This window comes from Anabaena sp. AL09 (assembly GCF_001672255.1).
GTDB lineage: Bacteria > Cyanobacteriota > Cyanobacteriia > Cyanobacteriales > Nostocaceae > Dolichospermum > Dolichospermum lemmermannii.
Map to the genome: position 1 here is coordinate 1 of NZ_LJOQ01000067.1, position 19,187 is coordinate 19,187.

The window sequence follows — 19,187 nt, forward strand, 5'->3', positions numbered from 1 at the left end:
ACTGACAACTGTACGGGCGAAGCATTTGGGGAACTATTTTTGGCAATGACCGATAATTTATCTTCCAAATGCTTCGCCCCTACTAACAACTAACAACTGTACGGGCGAAGCATTTGGACAACTATTTTTGGCAATGACCGATAATTTATCTTCCAAATGCTTCGCCGCTACTAACAACTAACAACTGTACGGGCGAAGCATTTGGACAACTATTTTTGGCAATGACCGATAATTTATCTTCCAAATGCTTCGCCCCTACTGACAACTAACAACGGACAACTGACAACTAACCACCAACTAATTACTAAAAACTGTTACAGTCTATAACGCGATCGCAACATAAATCCAGTTCCAATGTTAGTATGCCGTAAAAACCTACAAGAGACAGTTTATGGCAACTTTGACTGGAAAAACCCCAATCTTTGGTGGCAGCACTGGCGGACTACTCACAAAAGCTGATGTAGAAGAAAAGTACGCTATCACCTGGACTAGTCCCAAAGAGCAAGTCTTTGAAATGCCCACAGGTGGCGCTGCTAAAATGGTAAAAGGCGAAAACCTACTTTACATTGCTCGCAAAGAGTACGGTATTGCTTTAGGCGCGCAACTTCGCAAATTCAAAATTACCGATTACAAAGTTTACCGCATTCTCCCCGGCGGCGAAACTACCATGATTCACCCTGCTGATGGCGTTTTCCCTGAAAAAGTAAATGCTGGACGTTCTATGGTGCGTCACGTACCCCGCAGAATCGGTCAAAACCCCAACCCTGCACAAATCAAATTCAGCGGTAAAGCTACTCACGACGCTTAGTACCGCAGGGCGGAATTAAAAATTAACAATTAAAAATTAAAAAAGCAGAAATAACTAGCTTTTTGTGTGATTTTTAATTGTTGGTTGATTTACGCCGTTGTCAACTAATCGTTATGTAGTGGGTAATGGGTAATAGGGAAAAAAGAAAAATTTTGCCCCCTTACCCATGACTAAAAGCTCGTTGTTAATTTTTAATTTTTAATTGTCAATTTTTAATTATTTATGATTTTCCCCGATTTCGACCAGTTTCAACAGCTTGCTGTCCAAGGTAATTTTGTGCCAGTGTATCAGGAATGGATAGCCGACCTGGATACACCTGTATCCGCTTGGTATAAAGTTTGTGCAGATCAACCTTACAGCTTTTTGCTGGAATCGGTGGAAGGTGGGGAAACTGTAGGGCGTTATAGTTTATTAGGCTGTGATCCTTTGTGGATATTGGAAGCTAGGGGTGATAAAACAACCCAAACCCATCGAAATGGTGATCAACAGGTTTTTATAGGTGATCCGTTTACAATTTTATCTGAATGTTTAGCGCCTTATCACCCAGTAAAATTACCAGAATTACCTTCAGGAATTGGTGGTTTATTTGGGTTTTGGGGTTATGAATTAATTAATTGGATTGAGCCGCGTGTACCAATTCATGCTCAAGATGAGCGCAATATTCCTGATGGATTATGGATGCAGGTAGACCAATTATTAGTTTTTGACCAGGTAAAACGGAAGATTTGGGCGATCGCCTACGCAGATTTACGTGATCCAGCCGGGTTAGAGGTAGCATATCAAAAGGCGAGCGATCGCATTCAGGAAATGGTTAGGAAGCTATCTTTGCCCCTAGCACCAGAAAACACCAGAATATCTTGGACAGCCCCCGGAAACAAGCCTAAAGCGGGCATAGAGGACTATACCAGCAACTTTACCCGTCCCGAATTTTGCGCTAGTGTAGAAAAAGCTAAAGCACATATCAAAGCTGGTGATATTTTTCAAGTCGTTATTTCTCAACGCTTGTCCACAGAATATACAGGCAATCCCTTCGCTTTATACCGTTCTTTGCGGCAAATCAATCCTTCGCCTTACATGGCTTATTTTAACTTCCAAGACTGGCAAATTATCGGTTCTAGTCCCGAAGTCATGGTCAAAGCCGAATGCAATGATGAAGGGGAAATTATCGCCACAGTCCGTCCCATTGCGGGAACTAGACCCAGAGGGAAAACTACAAAGGAAGATGCAGCTTTAGCCGCTGATTTACTTCAAGACCCCAAAGAAATCGCCGAACACGTCATGTTAGTTGATTTAGGACGCAATGATTTAGGGCGGGTGTGCAGCAGTGGTAGTGTGAAGGTTGATGAATTAATGATCGTTGAACGCTACTCTCATGTTATGCACATTGTTAGTAACGTGGTAGGTAAGTTAGCACCGGGTAAAACTGCATGGGATTTACTCAAAGCGTGCTTTCCGGCGGGGACTGTCAGCGGTGCGCCTAAAATCCGCGCTATGGAAATTATTAATGAGTTAGAACCAAGTCGCCGGGGTGTGTATTCGGGTGTGTATGGATATTATGATTTTGAAGGACAATTGAATAGTGCGATCGCTATCAGAACTATGGTATTACATAATCAGACAGTTACAGTCCAAGCTGGTGCAGGTTTGGTGGCTGATTCTGACCCAGAAAAGGAATATGAGGAAACTCTCAATAAAGCCAGAGGTTTATTAGAAGCAATTCGTTGTTTGCGTTGAGAATTTATTTTCGCGCAATCTCTCTTAGAGATCCCGCAGGGTAGACGCTAAGGAGCAAAGACGCAAAGTTTAAGAGTTTGGATTTTCCTGATCAATACTGGAGTTACAGCACTTCCCAATGTTATGAGGATAATTGAATAGTGCGATCGCGAAGCACGACCTAGGAATCGCTCACAGCAGAAACTTCATTTTGGACTTGATAAGTGGTAATAATTGCTTGTTCAATAGCCTAAGAACATTGTAACCGGCGCAGTTGTCCAGCCCCACAGGTTTCTGCCAGTCTGATTCCAGCTTTTGTCAGAAATTTCACCCAAATGGTCTAATAAACTGTAAAAATTTCATGCAAAGCAGGTAAGCTAAGAAAAGCATCTGAGTTAAAAATTGCTACAGTGAGGGGGAATAATGAGCAAGAGAAAGTTGACGAGATTATTAGCTGTAAGTGCCATTTCTTTCTCTTGCTTATGGTTGTCTGTAGTAACGATAAATAAAGCATGGGCGCAAACCAGCAAAGAAGCAGAAATTTCTACCTATATTCAACAGTTAAAAGACAGGAATGGACAGGTTAACTACTATGCTGCTGATGCTCTGGGGAAGATAGGAGCAGAAGCTGTTCCAGCCTTAATGGCAACTTTGAAAAACAAAGATCCAATCCTTCGCATGGGTGCCGCTGAAGCTTTGGGGAAGATAGGAGCGGAAGCGAAAACTGCTGTTCCCGTTTTGATTGAAGCTTTAAAAGACAATGATAGCCTTGTTCGCTGGAGTGCTATTGATGCGTTGAGTGACATAGGCGCGGAAGCGAAATTTGTTATTCCTTCCTTTATAGAAGCTTTGAAGGATAATGATAAATACGTTCGCTCTCGTGCTATTGATGCGTTGGGTAATATAGGAGTAGAAGCGAAAACTGCTGTTCCTACTTTGATAGGAGCGTTGAAGGATAATGATAAAGACGTTCGCTCTCGTGCTATTAATGCGTTGGGGGAAATAGGACCGGAAGCAAAAGCTGCTGTTCCTGTTTTGATAGAAGCTTTGAAAAATGATAAATACTTTCGCCTCAGGGCTGCTATCGTCTTGGGAAAGATAGGAGAAAGAGTGGAAGAGGTTGTTCCTTTCTGGATAGAAGCTTTAAAGGACAAAGATGGTCGCGACCGTGCTATTCTTGCTTTAGAGAAAATAGGAAAGAAAGCGAAAGCTGCTGTTCCCTATTTGATAGAAGTTTTGAAAAATGATAAATACTTTCGCTTCAGAGCTGCTATCGCCTTGGAAAAGATAGGAGCGGAAGCTGTCCCTGCCTTGATTGAAGCTTTGAAAGGCAACGATGCCATAGTTCGCAAGCATGCTGCTGAGGCTTTGGGAAGGATAGGAGCGGAAGCGAAAACTGCTGTCCCTGCCTTGATAGAAGCTTTGAAGGATAACGATGGCTATGTTTCCATAAGTGCTGCTAATGCGTTGGGGAGTATAGGAGAGGACGCGAAAGCTGCTGTCCCTGCCTTGATTGAAGCTTTGAAAGGCAACAATATCATACTTCGTTGCCGTGCTATTGATGCTTTATCGCAAATAGGAAAGGAAGAGAAAGCTGTTGTCCCGGCCTTGATTGAAGCTTTGAAAGATAATAATAGCTGGGTTCGCATGAGCGCTGTTGATGCCTTGGGGAGTATAGGAGAGGACGCGAAAACTGCTGTTCCCGATTTAATCACAGCTTTGAACGACAAAGATGTCGGTGTTCGCTACTTTGCTGCGGCTGGACTGGGCAGTATAGGTGGAGAAAGCAAAGCAGTTATTCCTCTTTTGATAGAAGGATTAAAGGACAAGGGTAAATACAATCAAGAATACGCTCTTGAAAAAGCCACTGACGCTTTCAAGGTAATCAGTCAAAACTTTGAAAACAAAGCTGTCACCATGCCTATTGCAGATTTAGATCAAGCTATATCAGACTTAGAAAAAGCACTTCAATCATTCAAAAATACTCAGGATAAAAATTTAGAATCCAGCAAAGATTTAGAAAAAGCAATGCCAGTCCTAAACGCAACTCATAATAAAAAATTAGAGTCTAATATAGCCTCTATAAATCACTCTCTTGATCATCTGAAAAAAACTAGAGAATCACGCCTACTAGATAGAACATTAGAATGGTTAGCAAAACATCCTTTAGCAATAGGGGGATTAATTTGCATTATCTTCTTCCCATTTCTCTGGGTTAAATTATCGCAAGTTCAGCAAAAACCAACTGCTTAATTATCAATTATTAATTCAATCAATGGAGAAATTATGATAAGAGAAGTAAAAATACCACCAAGTAGCATTTACAGAAGAAGGGAACTTTGCAACAAAACTTTATCTATTTGTTGTAAAAGCGATTCTAAATTACCAGAATTATCTAAAACCACATCAGCACGAGCGATTTTTTCCGCAATAGGTAATTGACTATTAATTCTCGCTGCTGCTTGTTCCGCTGTTAAATTATTGCGTTCTATTAATCGCTGTTGTTGCTGTTGTGGAGAACAAGATACTACCCAAATTTGATTAACTAGATTTTCTAAATTAGCTTCAAATAATAAGGGAATCACTAAAATTAAAGTATTTGCAGATGATTCATTAATAGCTTTAGCAAAACAACTTCTCACATAAGGATGAATTACCCTTTCTACCCAATAACGTTCTTCCGGTTGATGAAAAATGATTTCTCCTAATTTGGATCTATTTAAATTACCATCACTTAATATGATTTCTGTACCATATTTTTCGGCAATTTGTGACAAAATAGGAGAACCTAAAGATACTGCATCTCTCGCATAAATATCTGCATCTAAAATCGGTAAGTTGTAAGTTGTCGCTAAATAATTAGCAACTGTACTTTTACCTGTCGCAATTCCACCAGTTAAACCAATTAAGTTTTTAGTCATTGGTTATAATACTAAATTAAGATGAATCTTCATAGAATCAGATTTTAAGATTTATTGAACGCAGATAAACGCAAATAAACGCAGATAAAGAGGGATGAATTAATGGATTTCATGATTCTGTGCCACCTCACATAAGGTTGGTATTAGTCATTAGAAAATTCAGCTATGATTTGTCCATTTAATTATGGCATTTGTTAAACCTTCTAAGGTATATTCTTCTGCTTCAATATCTACTCTCCCAAATACAGTTTGACAAGTTTTTGAAGTTTGGGGACCAATGGAAGCTATGCAAACTCTGGCTAAATTTTCGGGATTGTAGGTAAATATATGCGCTGTTAATTGCGAGAAGAATAGCACTGTTTTAGAACTGGCAAAGGTAATAATATCTACAGTATTATTAACTAAAGCATATTCAGCCGCAGGAGGGATACCTTGAGGACAGCAAGATTCATAAGCGGGAACTTCAATTACTTCTGCACCTTTGGCTGTTAATTCTTTCACTAATACTTCTCTTCCACCACTTTCAACTCTAGGAAATAATATCTTTTTACCTATTAGTGATTCGGGAAAGTTTTCCACTAAGGAATCAGCCACAAAGTTAGGAGGAATAAAGTCAGCTTGGATATTTTGTTTTTGTAAACTTTGGGCTGTTTTTTCCCCAACAACGGCAATTTTTACACCAGCTAAAGCATTTTTATCTTGACCGGATTTTTCTAATCTCTCAAAAAAGTATTCCACACCATTACTAGAAGTGAGAATTAACCAATTAAAAGTTGATAAATGTGAAATTGCCTGATCTAAAGCGTCCCAACTGCTAGGGGGTCCAATTTCTAAAGCTGGCATTTCTATCACATTAGCACCTGCGGAGGTCAAGCGATCGCTAAATTGATTTGATTGTCCCACAGAACGGGTAACTAAAATGGTTTTCTCAGTTAAAGGAGAAAGATTGTAATTCACGGTTGACATTCACTTAATAATTTTTGGTTTCGCGCAAAGGCACAAAGGAGCAAAGACGCAAAGAAGAGATTTTTCATATTATAGGTAATCCCGTAATCGCACAACTTCACCAATGACTATAACTGCGGGAGAGAGAGATAAACCAGCGGTTTGTTCGAGAATATTTCCCAGTTCTCCTGTCCAGACTTCTTGACTAGGTGTTCCAGCCCAACGGATAATAGCAATCGGCGTAGCATGAGGTTTTCTATATTTTATCAGTTGATGGATTATTTCTGGTAAATTTTTTCCCCCCATCAAAATTACTAAGGTTTCTAAGCTTGCTAATGCTTCCCAGTTTAAAGCTTCTGGTTCATGGGCTGTACAAACTGCAAAACAACGACTAAGAAGGTTATCTGTAAGCGGAATTCCGGCTAATAATGGTGCTGCTAATGCGGAAGAAATTCCCGGAATGATTTCAAATTCACAACCTGCATTTTTTAAAGCTGCAATTTCTAAAATACAGCGCCCAAATATCAGAGGATCTCCCGATTTTAGTCGAATAACTTGTTTCTTTTCTAAACAATATTTTACCAATAAATCGTTGATTTCATTTTGGGAAGTGCTAGGTTTACCTCCACGTTTACCAACATCTATTTTTAAGCAATCAACAGGGACACAATCTAATAATTGACTATCAACTAAAGCATCGTACACCAACACCTGAGCAGATGCTAACAGCCGATAGGCTTTAACGGTTAAGTATTCTACATCTCCAGGTCCTGCACCAACAAGGTAAACTTTACCTATTTCTTTAATCATATTTATTGTTGACTTTTAATAATTTACCATTGGGTTTTTATGCGATATATAATACCAATTTAGGATGAGAATAGAATCAGATTTTAAGAATTATTGACCGCAGATAAACGCAGATAAACGCAGATAAAGACGGATGAATTAATGGATTTCCTCTGCCCTAGTAGTCAATACTCACCAAATTTCGCTAGATTAGATTAAGGTACACCTAATAGGAATTTTCAATGTCAGCACAATTGTTACTGGTAGATGACGAACCGGGATTGCGGGAAGCCGTCAAAGAATACTTACAAGAAAGCGGTTTTAGGGTTCAAACTGCCAGTAATGCCCGTGAAGGTTGGGACTGGATGCAAGCAAACACCGCTGATTTGGTCATTTCTGATATTATGATGCCCCAGGTGGATGGCTATCAGTTCCTCAAGCAAATGCGAGATGACCCCCGTTTTCAGGCTCTACCAGTGGTATTTTTAACTGCTAAAGGGATGACAGGCGATCGCATTCAAGGCTATCATGCAGGTGTTGATGCGTATTTACCCAAACCATTCGATCCTGATGAATTAGTCGCCATAGTTGAAAACTTACTAGCGCGTCGCAGCGCCCAAACTCCCTCAACCGGGGAAAACAGCGAAACTCCAAATCTTGCCGATTTGGCTAATCAAATCGCTCAAATTAGAATACTATTAACTCATCGGAGTGCCATATCCCAAACGCCAGCCCCGTTTAAAATAGATTTGACTCCTAGAGAGCAAAGTGTTTTAAATTTGGTAGCAGAAGGATTAATGAATAAAGAAATTGCCCGTCGCTTGGAAACCAGCGTCCGCAATGTCGAAAAATATGTGAGTCGTCTATTTAGTAAAACTGGTACTAATAGCCGCACAGAGTTGGTTCGTTTTGCTTTAGAACATGGTCTAGCAAAGTAAACTACTCTACTTGTGATGAGAGTTACTTGGTAAAAAAATGGTAAAGTGCACCTGGATAATTTTGCTGCTGAGATAGTAACACAATGTCAGACATTTTTACTTGTAATTTTCCTAGCTTGGCAGCATTGAGACGCAAATATTGTAGACGTAATTTTACGTTTACAAGCGAACTCATGATTAAGAAAAACAGGTAAAGGCTAACTTTTCCAACTCAATATTGAAAAATCTGAATTAGACTGGTCACTATCAAAAATTACACCAACAACTATTGAATAGTATCAGCGAAATTGCGTAAACGCATCATTTGGCGACGCATTTGTGGGGAGGCTTTAAACTCCGAAATCTCCTGAGCTTTTACAGATGCTTGTAAGGTTTCTAAAAAATCATCAGATCCTTCAGTTAAAGCCTCTAGTAATACTTGTAACAGTTGCTCACGATCACCTAATAGACTCTTTTCCTCAATCAGGCGGAATTTGAGGTGAATTTCACACTCATAAACACCTACTTCTGGATTATTTATTTGGCGTGGTAATGCTTTGGAGTTCATAGTTTTGAGGATTCCTTTAGTTAGTGGTCATCCGGGCCGGGTAGGGTTCTAAATCTTCAGAAAAATTTCTTATACTTTCTTTGTACTTTTGTGAATCCAAAGTTTTTCAAGATCAGAATTTTTTCTCATCCATAAAACTGGCATCTTATTTTACTCCCCCTGTTTTTTTAGTTAGATTCTACTATTTTTTGGTGTTTCTTTCCTATTTATGGCATATCCGAGCCATAAACTATTATTCAATTTCTGAGATGTCATACCATGAAGTTTTTGTAAAGAACTGATTAGACCTTGTTAAAGGTTTTTACATCAACTTGTTAAAAACGTCAAGAAATATTATTTTTTTTACTTTTCTCGGACGAGAAAAATTAAGCATTTGTACTGAAGATGCTCCTTTGATAAATGCAATTTATAACTGTAGGAAAATTGACTAACTGGAAGAAAATCTAGTGAAGTCACTACAAGATGAGTACATTTACGTCAGAAAAAATCAGAATCAGTCAAAAAATCAGAAAATTTTTTGTGAATAATCACATACATGAGACGGAATCAATTTAGAAAAATATGGCACATTCCGGGTAAATGAGATCCGAACTTAAAATCACAGCCCAAACACCAGTCCTGCTTCTGACTGCGCCCATCTGTCCTAATTTTAGACTTTCGCCGTCATTTTTGCTGTAAGCTCAAACATAGCAGTTAAAATAATTGCAGTGTAATTCAGCTAAATTCTTACACCCAAATTTATGGATAACCTGATGCTGCTCAAGTCCACAACCCGCCATGTTCGCATTTTTGCGGCGGAAATGGACAAAGATGAACTGATTCCGAGTAATCAAGTTTTGACACTAGATATTGATCCAGATAACGAATTTAACTGGAACGAAGATGCTCTGCAAAAAGTTTATCGTCAGTTTGATCAATTGGTAGAAGCGTCTAGTGGCGCGGATCTAACAGATTATAACTTACGCCGTATTGGTTCAGACTTAGAGCATTATTTGCGATCGCTTCTTCAAAAAGGCGAAATTAGCTATAATCTCTCCAGTCGGGTTACTAACTACAGTATGGGATTACCCCAAATTGCCGTAAGTAATAATCAATAACCGGAATACATATCTACCTAGTAGTTCGTCAAATTTATTTTGACGGGTAATGATCGGAAAAAACTTCTGCTTGTTTTTCCCTCCCCTACTCCCCCTGCCCCTCTTCTCCCCCTGCTTGCCTTTCTTTACCCGTCATTTTTGGATTGACAGACTACTAGCCTTGGCGAATTATATTCGCCAGCTATGTCAAGTTTTAATGACAGGTGGAGAATTAGTTCTGCTATTGCTACATATTCCCATAACAATAAAAGTTATGATGAGCCTGTGGGTTGCCAAAAATATGTGCGGTAGCAACTAATGACACGAAATACTCTGGAAAAAAATGCCAATTGTTGATCGGTGGGAAAACTATGGAAAATGATCCGGTAACGCTCTGCTGCCCAAATGAATATTGTCAATCTGCTAATCCCCTCACCCACAAATTTTGCCAGCAGTGTTCCACTCCTTTGCCTAAGCGTTATTTGTGGGCTGTGGGCAATGATTTCAACTTTGGTGATCCCGGATCTATTTTAGGCGATGGGAGCAATCGCTATTTAGTTATTAATAAATCCATACTTTTAGATATTAAACCTGGGTTATTGCCCCAAATACCAGAGTTAGATGATTTAGAGAAAATTAGACCTTACCTGAAATTAATTCCCTATCGTCTCCATATACCACAAGTTTATGGAATCCTCAATTTAGGTAATGGGCAGAGCAAAACAGAAATATTACTATTAGAAAGACCACCATTAATAACTGATGCAACCATCACTCAAGCAAATCTATGCAGCAGTTTAGATACTGTTTGGAGTGCAGCTTCATCAATCCGCCAAATTCATTGGCTGTGGCAATTAGCTAATTTATGGCAGCCCCTAGCCATTGAAGGAGTAGCATCTAGCCTTCTAGACTCTTATGTATTAAGGGTAGAAGGGGTACTAATTCGCTTAATGGAATTGCGTTTTGATGGAGAAACCCCCCCGACATTATCCCAATTGGGAGAATTTTGGCTGAAACTGCTCAAAAATGCCAAACCAAATATTGCCCCATTTATTCAACAAGTATGTGAATTTCTAATTCAGGGGGAAATTAACTCATCTGAGCAATTAATCAAAGTTTTAGATCAAGGATTGAGCCAATTAGAAAAATCTCAAACAACCACTATCACAATCTATACTAAAACAGACTCAGGCCCCAGCCGCCCACGCAACGAAGATGCTTGTTACCCTGCCGCCGACACTTTGATCACTAAACCACCCCAGCATAACGCCCTAGCAGTTGTTTGTGATGGTATTGGTGGACATGAGGGCGGTAATGTGGCTTCTAACCTAGCAATTGAAACCATTCAGCAACAAATAAAAGAACTTACTTCAGTTCCCAAAGACAACATAGATCCTTCCATGCTACTTTCTGATTTAGAACGAGCAGTGGCAACCGCCAATGATAAAATCAGCCAGCGTAATGATAGCGAACATCGTCAAGGACGACAACGCATGGGAACAACTATTGTCATGGCTTTACCTATTGCCCATGAGATATATATTACCCATGTTGGTGATAGTCGTGCCTACTGGATTACCCGCCATAGTTGTCATCAAGTTACTTTAGATGATGATGTCGCGTCCCGTGAAGTCCGTTTGGGCTATGCTCTCTACCGGGAAGCATTACAACACAGTGGTTCTGGCTCCTTAGTTCAGGCTTTGGGAATGAGTAAAAGTACCTCACTACATCCCACATCTCAACGCTTTATTGTTGACGAAGATGCCGTTTTCTTACTCACATCCGATGGTTTGAGCGATTTTGACCGAGTAGAAGAATCTTGGGAAACAGAAATATTGCCTCTCCTCTCTGGGAAAACAAGTATAGAAAATGTTGCCCAAAGATTAATAGAAATTGCTAATACTAAAAATGGACATGATAATGTTACTATTGCCTTAATACATTACAATGTCAAATACTCTGAACCAGATATAAGAATTACAGCGGATATTTCTAATCTTTTAGCTGACACAGAATTATATTCATCAGATGATCCACACAATGGTGAGAGTTTTATTAATAATCAAAAAACTCAAGTTATTTCCGAAAATAAAACTATCAAACTTCCCCAAATACCATTACAGTTGTTTGTTATTTTGGGATTAACGTTATTATCTGGTTTATTGGGATATTGGTTTAAACTTCAATTCAAATCACCAACAATAATAATTTCTTCTCCGACTCCTTTTTCCAGTCAGCCTCCACCTTCAACTATACAAAGAACTTTAGATAATCTCTCTCCTAATTGGGTGATTCAAGCTAATAGTTCCATAACTTTAAATAACCAACCTTTTTCCGCTGAAAGTTTTTTCCAAGTTATAGAGAAAAAAACTAATCCTAATAATGGAAATAATCCAGATCTGCGTTTGCGCCTCTGTGAAAAATCCAATCCTGCCTTAGAAACTTCTAAAATAGTCCAAGTTAACTTTTCCGAACTGCAAGATCTAGGGAAGGGTATTTCTATTTTACAATCAAATCAACCTAGTCCTTGTGAATAGGTGACAAAATAAATTTTCCCACTAACAACTGTACGGGCGAAGCATTTGGAGAACTATTTTTGGCAATGACCGATAATTTATCTTCCAAATGCTTCGCCCCTACTAACAACGATAATTTATCTTCCAAATGCTTCGCCCCTACTGACAACTGACAACTAACAACTGACAACTAACTAATGACTAAATTCGCTACTTCTGTCTAGAATATCTGTATCTGTGTTTTGAACGTTTAGTTTCTACCAATCCATGTCCAGCCCGAATTTGGCAATGCCTTCGGCGAGTATAGCGATCGCCCGTCTAGTGAATACTGGCACAGATCACTTCGCCATTTGGGTAGTCCAAGCACCATATCCCAGTGGTTATGTTCTCCGTGATTGTGTTTTCTCCGCTGAACTTAATCAGGTTTGGCGAGATTGGCAGCAAATGTTTGCTGGTCATAATCTATTAGATGTTACGTCCGGTTCAACATCTCCATTAGTTAATGGATTACCCTTAGCTGTAATTTCACCTGCTGAAGGTCAAAATACAAGTCCCTATAGTAGTCGTTTGATGCAATCCTTGGGCATCAATTTATGGCGATGGATATTTGATGGAGCGATTTTGAGTAGTTGGGAACGGAGTCGGGGGATGGCCATGGGTCAACAGACTCAATTACGCTTTCGGTTAGAAATTCGTGATCCTGATCTGATTGCTTTACCTTGGGAAATTATGCAGCCAGAAGCCGGACAATCAGCCATGTCTCTTTCCCAGGATATTTTATTTAGTCGCACCATCCGTGAAGTTGAACCTCTGCCAGAATTGCGAACCGACCGGGCTGTAAATATTCTGTTGGTATTAGGACATGATCATAAATTACAACTAGATCAGGAAGCATCTTTACTGAAAAAAATCTTGTTAGCAGGTCGTCCTGTGGGCAAAACTGCCGCTGGCTATGCACCTTGTACAGTAAAGACATTGGTGCAACCGACGAAGACAGAGTTAATTCAAGAGTTAGAAACTAAAATTTATAATGTGTTTTTTTATGCCGGACATGGACTACCAGATCCAGATGGAGGCTCATTATTTTTAGGAAATGAACTCAAAATTAATGGGATAGAATTAGCTCAAGTCTTAACGCGGACAGGGATAAAATTGGGAGTTTTTAACGCCTGTTGGGGAGCGCAACCAGCAGCAACTAATCACCAAGCTATCCCTGCTAGTAGTTTGGCAGAAGTGTTAATTCGTCATGGTGTGCCAGCGGTGTTAGGAATGCGTGATCAAATTGCTGATGCAGAAAGTTATAGTTTTATTCAAACTTTTGCTGCTAATTTGCGATCGCGTAAATTAATTGATGAGGCGGTAGCAGCAGCTAGACAAGAACTGTTGACACTGTATAAATTCAATCAACCAGCTTGGACTTTACCAGTTCTCTACCTCCATCCTGATTTTGATGGAGAACTGATTAAAGGCGTAGATGAAGGAGTTACAGAACTACCAGATCCGGCAATTTCTGGCATAGCTACCCCGGTGAATACAGCTTATTTGCGATGCCTAGGGCGGGCAAAGCCATCGCTGTCACGAGGAGAGAAAACTTGGTTATTACGTCCTGGTGTTACCCGCATCGGTCGCACGAAAGATAATGATATTGTGATCCCCGAACTTTACATTTCTAAACGGCACGCGGAAATTTTATGTCGGCATACTCTCAATGAAACTACATCAATGATTACTTATTACCTACAGGATTTCTCTACCTATGGGACTACCTGGTATTTAAGCCCCAATGGTTGGCAACAAATCCTGCGGGAAGAAGTGGCTTTAACATCGGGAATGCAGTTAATGTTTGGCAGTTCTCAAGGTGACATTTGGGAATTTATCAGAGAAGAATGCAGTAAGAGTCAGGATTGAAAACGGTTGAATTTGATTTACCTGCAACCTGCTGGATTAAAATTTATTGATGGCAACAGGTGATGATGTTTATTTCCATGACTTTACGGAAATCCAATTCTTCAGGTTGTAGCTGTCAACAAGAACAATGAATTAATAGAGAAAAGAACATGAAAAACCAACATAAGGATTTAAATATTCTGAATATTGTCCCATCGAATCTGGATTTAGAATTTATAGAAGCACTACTAGAACCTGAAGATGCTACTTATCCCTGGAATTTGGCTGATGAATCGTCAGAAGCTTATTTTCAGCATCTAGAACTACAATTTGGTTTGCAGGATTTCACCGACGCAGAACTAATCACCAGCGCCGATAATTTTTACCAAAACTTAGATATAATTTGGGATCAAGTTTCTGTTATTGAAAATAACAACATTAGTAAAAATACAGTTAATTATCTTCGGTCAGCTTTGCAAAATGCTTTTTCGGTTATGCCTGAAGTTTTACTCACGGCAATTGCTCAAAAAGCTGCTGAAGTTTCTATTCTTGAAAAATCAGCTAGTGAGAAATTAGTGGAATGTGTCCAGGCTTTACTACCCAGTTGGGAAATGGATGATCTCTTAGTTTTAGCTCGTCCTTTTGCTTATGCAATGCGAAGTAGTGAACCACAAACATTGATATCTATAATTAGAGATTTTGAACATCGAGATTGGGCAAATTTATCAGAAATAGAACAAGTAAAAATTACTTTAGCGATCGCTGATTATGCCCTCCAACATCTCTCAAAATCTGATTCTTAAACTTAGTTTTAACTCTGTTCCCTGTCCCTGCTATCTGCTATTTTGGGTCGAGAAACCGGGTTGCAAAGTTTTTTGATCTTGTTGGTGATAATACTCTGGCTTTGAGAATGGCTGCCATGAGAAAAGCATAGGACAAAACACCAACTACCACCAAGAAAAAAGCATTAATCGAACCTGTGGCATTCCATAAAGCGTGAAGTGCAGAAGCACTCAAATAACCCACAGAGAGAATTTGCTTTCCTTTCAGGGGTTTTAACACAGCCAAACCAACAAAATAGCCTAAGTATCCACTGTAGGCCATGTGTCCAGCCACAGAACCTAAAATGCGGGGAATAAGTAACTGTAAACCCACTGATTGACTAGAATTTTGAGAAATTAAGGGAACATATTGACCAAGGGTTTCTAGTAAGGTAAAGCCGACAGCGGAAGCTGTACCCAGGAGAATGCCATCTAAGGGTTCCCAAACCCCAATCCGTTCTCGCCAAGGTGAAGGTAAGGAATTTCCAATCCAATATGCCCCTAATACTGGTAGTATTTTCAGCAACTCCTCCATTAACCCCGCCCCAAAAAACATCCGTACGAATAATTCGGTGAAGGTAATACCATCTGGAGATGTAGTATCTAAAGTCCCAGGTAAGATATCTCGGAATACTTTGATGAATAAATCTAATAGAGGACTCAGCAAAATTAACATTGTACTCAGTGCCGCAGCTATGAGTACCCACCAAGGCTTAGATTTACCACACAATTGATAAACGAAGTAGTAAGCCGCAAAAGCGATATAAGATCCGACAATTACTTGATTGGCTTGAGGATGACCCACACTAGCAAACATTAACACCACAAAAACTACCGTGAGGATTCCTGGGATCAGGTAGGCTTTGCGAGTTAAATCCTTACCAGTAGAGATAATAGGAAACAATTGTGTGAAGCTTACAGAATCCTGCTTTGATGACAGACTTTGGTTATTGATAGATGATAATACTGTCGCTTTACTCACATTAATTATCGTTTTTTGAGCAATAACTTCATACTCAAAAATAAATTGTGGTCCATCAGCGCCAAGGGAAATGCGATCGCCTAAATGTAATTCTTGACATCCTTTTAAGTGTTCTCCATTTAAAAAAGTGCCATTGGCGCTATTTAAATCACAAATTACCCAGCTACAACCGCTATTGGTCACTAAAGAAAGGGGACGAACTACCGCATGACGACGAGATACCATCCGGTATATCATGGCATCCAAGACAATTTGGCAGATGGGGTCACGTCCAATTACCATTTCTTTACCAGGAAGCAACGAGTAGCGAGATGCTGACTCGGAAACTTCGACCTTACTGGACACCAACCGCAGAAATGCATTCTGTGTTGCGTTTTTGCCTGTCATCGAGTTACTGAGTGTGTCTAAACAAATTCTCTGGCTGATGCCACGCGATCAAATTTTCTGCTAGTAGAGTTAATTTTCGCCATGTTCACGGCTGCACCACCTCTGAATATACCATAGCTTCTCTAACCATTACTCCCATTCAAAATACAAAATTGAAAAAAATAATAGATTAATAGCAATAATCCGCATTTAATTCCCTTTTTGAGAATTACTACTCCGAATTATCAAATAACTAATTGATAGAGAAAGAATCGCAATACCTAAACCGATAATTTCGATACCTTCAGTAACTTTCACGTCAAGAATAATAATTTTTCTGGCAATAGCAATTAAAGAAGTAACAATAACTAGTTCAACTTGTAAAACTTGCTTTTTGAGATAGCCAGTAATATTTTCTAGTATTTCTAAAGCAATTAAAACATTGAGAAATAAACCGAAAGTTTGAAACAATGTCTTGCTAAAACTACCTTCTTGTGGAGAAAGTATTTCATTAAAAATAAATATTGCTAAATCACCAAGTGTTGCAAGAATTACTATTACCATAAGTAGAGATAGTAATTTTGCAACTATTACCTCAATAACTTCAATCATGTGCATGAAGCTTTTATCACTGGTAAGTTCTAGAAAGCTTTTAATGAATTTTCTCATTTGATCCTCCTTGATTAAAATTAATTTGGAAATTACGAAGATAAAACAAAAATCCTATAAATAAATCTCAAGGATCAAAAAGCATAATATATTTTCTCTTTTCACAAACTTTGCAGTTTAAGAAAATTCCTTTAAAAATAATCATGATCATGCTTTAACAATTTAGATATCTAAAAAAATAATCATAACTATTGATGATTAACTATAGGTTGAATTGTTTGTGCATTTCTAATTTATGAATACAGTTAAGATCTTACCATTGAGAGGACTGAAATTGATAATTTTTAAAAGTAGATTCTACAGAAATTGGTAATAATGGCACAGCATGGGCTTTTAATTCTGCTTAAACGTAATTATTAAAAGCTTCTGAATAGGTAAGAGTGTTAGCTTCCGCATCATCTACCCATAGCCTACCCCAGTGCATAGGGACAAAGACAGTAGCGGGGGAAATAACTTTTGTAATTTTAGCGGGAAAATTAATTTTACCATGACCCTCGCAGAATAGATCCCCGACTTCTTTAAGAAGTCGGGGATCTGGGTATTAAGGAGCTACTTAACTCACAGTTTCTAACTGTAAATTTATGGCTTCTTGCTCCTGTTCATGCTGCTGGAATTCTGCTAATTCTGATTCTATTTCTGCCTTTACCTCATGACGGAACTTGAAAAAATGTTCACCTGTACCCAAAGCAATTAAATAATCATATAATAGATGAGGTTTTTGCCGTGCCATTGTTATTAATTGCTGCCAAAAAACAAACCGTGTAGAACGGAGCATTCCCTGTCGCCAACAAATAGACATTAAAAATTTAAACTCTGGTTTTGTTAAAGTCCGTTGATATTTAGCTCGCCAACCTTCCATCATCATAAAATGGCGAAAAGTCCGTTTCAGGTATGGCATAGGTTCATACAAATTCCAAAAAGCATCAATAAACTCCTCCGCAATTTCCGACATTGGCCGAGTGGGAACAAAATTCATTAAGGCTTTTTGAGAACCCATAAATTCACCCAAACCATCCCTTAACCGTCCTTCTTTTTGCAAGCGAGTCCACATAGCTGTATTGGGTAATGCTTGCAATAAGTTAAGATGAGCTTGGGGAATACAAGTTGCTTCCACAAACTCTTGAATCCGTTTACCTGCACCTGGTTTTTCACCATCAAATCCTAAGATAAAACCAGACATAATTTGTAATCCGGCTTTAGTAATTTTATTGCAGGATTCAACTAGGGAACTACGAGTATTTTGTGGTTTATTAATTCCTACTAAACTGTCTACATCAGGGGTTTCAATTCCCATGAATACCTGGACAAAACCAGCTTTTACCATCAATTCTAGTAATTCATCATCTTCAGCTAAATTCAAAGAAGCTTCTGTTAATAAAGCAAAAGGATAATTACGTTCTTCCATCCAGGGAATTAATGCCCTTAAAAAGACTTTAGCATTGCGTTTATTGCCAATAAAGTTATCATCAACTATAAACACATAACGCCACCAACCCATCTTATATAAAACTTCTAATTCCGCCAGAATTTGCTCAGGTGTTTTTGTGCGGGGTTTGCGGCCAAAAAGGGTAATAATATCGCAAAATTCACATTGGAATGGACAACCACGGGAAAATTGCACCGTCATTGCTATATAAGCATCTAAATCTAATAAATCAAACCGAGGTGAGGGAGTTGTGGTGACATCTGGTTTTTCTGTGGCGCGGAAAATCCCCTTTTCTTCTCCCTTTTCTAAAGCTTCTACAAACATGGGAAGAGTGATTTCCCCTTCATCTAAAATTAAATAATCTGCGCCTGCTTCGAGGACAAATTCTGGTACAGATGTGGCAAATGGTCCCCCCACTGCGACTTTTTTACCTAACTTTTTGCCTTTTCTAATTAAGTCCCCAAAATCCTGTTTTTGGATAATCATTGCAGAGATGATGACTATATCGCACCATTCCCAATCTGCATCTGTTTCTAGACGGACATTGCGATCGCTCAATCTGAATTCCCAATCACTCGGTAACATCGCTGCAACAGTGATTAAACCTAATGGGGGATTGGTGGCACGTAACCCAGCTAAATCAATGGTTTCCTGATAAGACCAGAATGAATTAGGCATTATCGGCCAGATTAATAAAGCTTTCATTAAGCATATTCCCCTGAGTTGTGTTTTGATCAAAACCTATTTAGTCTGAAGTATAAAAGTTAGGTCAGTTGGTTTTTA

General features: G+C 39.0%; 16 protein-coding genes and 1 pseudogene. 8 read left to right on the forward strand and 9 right to left on the reverse strand.

The window, feature by feature from the left end; genetic code table 11:
• The first annotated feature begins 391 nt into the window (after window positions 1-391).
• The 3 genes from AN490_RS13250 to AN490_RS13260 all read left to right on the forward strand — a co-directional run bounded on the left by AN490_RS13250 (window position 392) and on the right by AN490_RS13260 (window position 4,774).
• Window positions 392-808 carry a photosystem I reaction center subunit II PsaD gene (locus AN490_RS13250; RefSeq protein WP_015079642.1) on the forward strand — a complete coding sequence of 139 codons (417 nt, stop codon included), beginning with the start codon at window positions 392-394 and terminating at the stop codon, window positions 806-808.
• Between the two features lie 222 nt (window positions 809-1,030).
• Window positions 1,031-2,542 (forward strand): anthranilate synthase component I, encoded by a 1,512-nt coding sequence (gene trpE / locus AN490_RS13255; protein WP_300003973.1) that lies wholly within the window; start codon window positions 1,031-1,033, stop codon window positions 2,540-2,542.
• A 402-nt stretch (window positions 2,543-2,944) separates the two neighbouring features.
• Window positions 2,945-4,774 (forward strand): HEAT repeat domain-containing protein, encoded by a 1,830-nt coding sequence (locus AN490_RS13260; protein ID WP_300003976.1) that lies wholly within the window; start codon window positions 2,945-2,947, stop codon window positions 4,772-4,774.
• Between the two features lie 68 nt (window positions 4,775-4,842).
• On the opposite strand, the gene coaE is transcribed toward AN490_RS13260, so the two are convergent.
• The 3 genes from coaE to cobA form a co-directional block, all read right to left on the reverse strand.
• Window positions 4,843-5,442, reverse strand: coding sequence for a dephospho-CoA kinase (gene coaE / locus AN490_RS13265; RefSeq protein WP_300003979.1), 600 nt, complete (start codon window positions 5,440-5,442; stop codon window positions 4,843-4,845).
• 159 nt (window positions 5,443-5,601) lie between these two features.
• Complete coding sequence (locus AN490_RS13270; protein ID WP_300003982.1) at window positions 5,602-6,408, reverse strand: uroporphyrinogen-III synthase; 807 nt, start codon at window positions 6,406-6,408, stop codon at window positions 5,602-5,604.
• Between the two features lie 69 nt (window positions 6,409-6,477).
• On the reverse strand, window positions 6,478-7,197 hold the full coding sequence (cobA, locus tag AN490_RS13275; RefSeq protein WP_300003985.1) for a uroporphyrinogen-III C-methyltransferase: 720 nt from the start codon (window positions 7,195-7,197) through the stop codon (window positions 6,478-6,480).
• A 221-nt stretch (window positions 7,198-7,418) separates the two neighbouring features.
• On the opposite strand from cobA, the gene AN490_RS13280 reads away from it, so the two are divergent.
• Complete coding sequence (locus tag AN490_RS13280; protein WP_213711317.1) at window positions 7,419-8,114, forward strand: response regulator transcription factor; 696 nt, start codon at window positions 7,419-7,421, stop codon at window positions 8,112-8,114.
• 265 nt (window positions 8,115-8,379) lie between these two features.
• Here AN490_RS13280 and AN490_RS13285 read toward each other — a convergent pair whose 3' ends face one another.
• Window positions 8,380-8,661, reverse strand: a complete 282-nt coding sequence (locus tag AN490_RS13285; RefSeq protein ID WP_041458318.1) for an Npun_R1517 family heterocyst differentiation transcriptional regulator — start codon at window positions 8,659-8,661, stop codon at window positions 8,380-8,382.
• 740 nt (window positions 8,662-9,401) lie between these two features.
• Between AN490_RS13285 and AN490_RS13290 the strand changes: the two genes are divergently transcribed.
• On the forward strand, window positions 9,402-9,758 hold the full coding sequence (locus tag AN490_RS13290; RefSeq protein ID WP_041457849.1) for an NAD(P)H-quinone oxidoreductase subunit M: 357 nt from the start codon (window positions 9,402-9,404) through the stop codon (window positions 9,756-9,758).
• Window positions 9,759-10,108: 350 nt separating this feature from the next.
• Window positions 10,109-12,274: a protein phosphatase 2C domain-containing protein gene (locus AN490_RS13295; RefSeq protein ID WP_300003995.1), complete on the forward strand. Its 2,166-nt coding sequence runs from the start codon at window positions 10,109-10,111 to the stop codon at window positions 12,272-12,274.
• Here the strand turns inward: AN490_RS13295 and AN490_RS13300 are convergent.
• Window positions 12,258-12,443 carry a hypothetical protein gene (locus tag AN490_RS13300; RefSeq protein ID WP_300003998.1) on the reverse strand — a complete coding sequence of 62 codons (186 nt, stop codon included), beginning with the start codon at window positions 12,441-12,443 and terminating at the stop codon, window positions 12,258-12,260. The genes AN490_RS13295 and AN490_RS13300 overlap by 17 nt on opposite strands.
• Window positions 12,444-12,541: 98 nt before the next feature.
• On the opposite strand from AN490_RS13300, the gene AN490_RS13305 reads away from it, so the two are divergent.
• Window positions 12,542-14,161 carry a CHAT domain-containing protein gene (locus AN490_RS13305; protein ID WP_300004046.1) on the forward strand — a complete coding sequence of 540 codons (1,620 nt, stop codon included), beginning with the start codon at window positions 12,542-12,544 and terminating at the stop codon, window positions 14,159-14,161.
• A 149-nt stretch (window positions 14,162-14,310) separates the two neighbouring features.
• Window positions 14,311-14,943 (forward strand): hypothetical protein, encoded by a 633-nt coding sequence (locus tag AN490_RS13310; RefSeq protein ID WP_300004001.1) that lies wholly within the window; start codon window positions 14,311-14,313, stop codon window positions 14,941-14,943.
• Between the two features lie 37 nt (window positions 14,944-14,980).
• Here the strand turns inward: AN490_RS13310 and AN490_RS13315 are convergent, their stop codons facing one another.
• The 4 genes and pseudogenes from AN490_RS13315 to AN490_RS13330 form a co-directional block, all read right to left on the reverse strand.
• The gene (locus AN490_RS13315) at window positions 14,981-16,330 is read right to left on the reverse strand and encodes a PrsW family glutamic-type intramembrane protease (protein WP_271821262.1); all 1,350 of its coding nucleotides are present in this window, start codon (window positions 16,328-16,330) and stop codon (window positions 14,981-14,983) included.
• A 189-nt stretch (window positions 16,331-16,519) separates the two neighbouring features.
• Window positions 16,520-16,978: a phosphate-starvation-inducible PsiE family protein gene (locus AN490_RS13320; RefSeq protein WP_300004006.1), complete on the reverse strand. Its 459-nt coding sequence runs from the start codon at window positions 16,976-16,978 to the stop codon at window positions 16,520-16,522.
• A gap of 253 nt (window positions 16,979-17,231) precedes the next feature.
• Window positions 17,232-17,465, reverse strand: a pseudogene (locus AN490_RS13325) (molybdopterin dinucleotide binding domain-containing protein); the annotation flags it as partial.
• 66 nt (window positions 17,466-17,531) lie between these two features.
• Window positions 17,532-19,109: a B12-binding domain-containing radical SAM protein gene (locus AN490_RS13330; protein WP_300004009.1), complete on the reverse strand. Its 1,578-nt coding sequence runs from the start codon at window positions 19,107-19,109 to the stop codon at window positions 17,532-17,534.
• Between the last annotated feature and the right edge of the window lie 78 nt (window positions 19,110-19,187).

Excerpts from the sequence above, each read along its gene's own strand:
- AN490_RS13250 (WP_015079642.1), top strand. The coding sequence starts at position 392 with ATGGCAACTTTGACTGGAAAAACCCCAATCTTTGGTGGCAGCACTGGC.
- trpE (WP_300003973.1), top strand. The coding sequence starts at position 1,031 with ATGATTTTCCCCGATTTCGACCAGTTTCAACAGCTTGCTGTCCAAGGT.
- AN490_RS13260 (WP_300003976.1), top strand. The coding sequence starts at position 2,945 with ATGAGCAAGAGAAAGTTGACGAGATTATTAGCTGTAAGTGCCATTTCT.
- coaE (WP_300003979.1), bottom strand. The coding sequence starts at position 5,442 with ATGACTAAAAACTTAATTGGTTTAACTGGTGGAATTGCGACAGGTAAA.
- AN490_RS13270 (WP_300003982.1), bottom strand. The coding sequence starts at position 6,408 with ATGTCAACCGTGAATTACAATCTTTCTCCTTTAACTGAGAAAACCATT.
- cobA (WP_300003985.1), bottom strand. The coding sequence starts at position 7,197 with ATGATTAAAGAAATAGGTAAAGTTTACCTTGTTGGTGCAGGACCTGGA.
- AN490_RS13280 (WP_213711317.1), top strand. The coding sequence starts at position 7,419 with ATGTCAGCACAATTGTTACTGGTAGATGACGAACCGGGATTGCGGGAA.
- AN490_RS13285 (WP_041458318.1), bottom strand. The coding sequence starts at position 8,661 with ATGAACTCCAAAGCATTACCACGCCAAATAAATAATCCAGAAGTAGGT.
- AN490_RS13290 (WP_041457849.1), top strand. The coding sequence starts at position 9,402 with ATGGATAACCTGATGCTGCTCAAGTCCACAACCCGCCATGTTCGCATT.
- AN490_RS13295 (WP_300003995.1), top strand. The coding sequence starts at position 10,109 with ATGGAAAATGATCCGGTAACGCTCTGCTGCCCAAATGAATATTGTCAA.
- AN490_RS13305 (WP_300004046.1), top strand. The coding sequence starts at position 12,542 with ATGCCTTCGGCGAGTATAGCGATCGCCCGTCTAGTGAATACTGGCACA.
- AN490_RS13310 (WP_300004001.1), top strand. The coding sequence starts at position 14,311 with ATGAAAAACCAACATAAGGATTTAAATATTCTGAATATTGTCCCATCG.
- AN490_RS13315 (WP_271821262.1), bottom strand. The coding sequence starts at position 16,330 with ATGACAGGCAAAAACGCAACACAGAATGCATTTCTGCGGTTGGTGTCC.
- AN490_RS13320 (WP_300004006.1), bottom strand. The coding sequence starts at position 16,978 with ATGAGAAAATTCATTAAAAGCTTTCTAGAACTTACCAGTGATAAAAGC.
- AN490_RS13330 (WP_300004009.1), bottom strand. The coding sequence starts at position 19,109 with ATGAAAGCTTTATTAATCTGGCCGATAATGCCTAATTCATTCTGGTCT.